Consider the following 1,908-nt stretch of genomic DNA (forward strand, 5'->3'; position numbering starts at 1 on the left):
CAACTTCACTTTGGTGAAAACCAAAAGCAAGTTATTTTTGGAGAGTTTGATCTTGGCTCAGGACGAACGCTGGCGGCGTGCCTAATACATGCAAGTCGAGCGCGGGAAGCAAGCAGAACTCCTTCGGGAGTGACGCTTGTGGAACGAGCGGCGGACGGGTGAGTAACACGTGGGCAACCTACCTGTAAGACTGGGATAACTCCGGGAAACCGGGGCTAATACCGGATGATACATGTCGTCGCATGACGAGATGTTAAAAAGGCGGCATATGCTGTCACTTACAGATGGGCCTGCGGCGCATTAGCTAGTTGGTGAGATAAAAGCTCACCAAGGCGACGATGCGTAGCCGACCTGAGAGGGTGATCGGCCACACTGGGACTGAGACACGGCCCAGACTCCTACGGGAGGCAGCAGTAGGGAATCTTCCGCAATGGACGAAAGTCTGACGGAGCAACGCCGCGTGAGTGATGAAGGTTTTCGGATCGTAAAACTCTGTTGTTAGGGAAGAACAAGTGCCATTCGAATAGGTTGGCACCTTGACGGTACCTAACCAGAAAGCCCCGGCTAACTACGTGCCAGCAGCCGCGGTAATACGTAGGGGGCAAGCGTTGTCCGGAATTATTGGGCGTAAAGCGCGCGCAGGCGGTCCTTTAAGTCTGATGTGAAAGCCCACGGCTTAACCGTGGAGGGCCATTGGAAACTGGGGGACTTGAGTACAGAAGAGGAGAGTGGAATTCCACGTGTAGCGGTGAAATGCGTAGAGATGTGGAGGAACACCAGTGGCGAAGGCGACTCTCTGGTCTGTAACTGACGCTGAGGTGCGAAAGCGTGGGTAGCGAACAGGATTAGATACCCTGGTAGTCCACGCCGTAAACGATGAGTGCTAGGTGTTAGGGGGTTTCCGCCCCTTAGTGCTGAAGTTAACGCATTAAGCACTCCGCCTGGGGAGTACGGCCGCAAGGCTGAAACTCAAAAGAATTGACGGGGACCCGCACAAGCGGTGGAGCATGTGGTTTAATTCGAAGCAACGCGAAGAACCTTACCAGGTCTTGACATCCTCTGACGCCCCTAGAGATAGGGAGTTCCCTTCGGGGACAGAGTGACAGGTGGTGCATGGTTGTCGTCAGCTCGTGTCGTGAGATGTTGGGTTAAGTCCCGCAACGAGCGCAACCCTTGATCTTAGTTGCCAGCATTCAGTTGGGCACTCTAAGGTGACTGCCGGTGACAAACCGGAGGAAGGTGGGGATGACGTCAAATCATCATGCCCCTTATGACCTGGGCTACACACGTGCTACAATGGATGGAACAAAGGGCAGCGAAGCCGCGAGGCCAAGCAAATCCCATAAAACCATTCTCAGTTCGGATTGCAGGCTGCAACTCGCCTGCATGAAGCCGGAATCGCTAGTAATCGCGGATCAGCATGCCGCGGTGAATACGTTCCCGGGTCTTGTACACACCGCCCGTCACACCACGAGAGTTGGTAACACCCGAAGTCGGTGAGGTAACCTTTTGGAGCCAGCCGCCGAAGGTGGGACCAATGATTGGGGTGAAGTCGTAACAAGGTAGCCGTATCGGAAGGTGCGGCTGGATCACCTCCTTTCTAAGGAATATAAGAAGGCGGAAGCGTTCGGTTAGCGACGTATGAACTGGACTGACCCGAAGAAGATAAAGGAAACACGGTGAACGTAAGTGAATCGATGTTGACTTATCGTACGGAGGGGAAGGAAGTTGCACTAGTCGCTGAACGCTGGAGCTAGACTATTAAAGGAAACCGACGAAGTTCGCCACGTCCTGTGGCGACGTCGGCATGACCTGCATCCTGCAGGCCTGAAAGACATACTTGGTTGTTTGGTTCAGTTTTGAGAGAGCAAATCTCTCAAGGATGGAAGGATCTTCTGTTCAATCTGT

Annotated in this window: 1 rRNA gene; it reads left to right on the forward strand. The window is 53.5% G+C overall.

The window, feature by feature from the left end:
* Window positions 1-34 precede the first annotated feature (34 nt).
* Window positions 35-1,600: ribosomal RNA gene (locus tag D1839_RS20075) — 16S ribosomal RNA — on the forward strand.
* Window positions 1,601-1,908 lie beyond the last annotated feature (308 nt).

It is taken from the genome of Roseburia sp. 1XD42-34, assembly GCF_009917385.1.
Taxonomy (GTDB): Bacteria; Bacillota; Bacilli; order Bacillales; family Amphibacillaceae; genus Virgibacillus.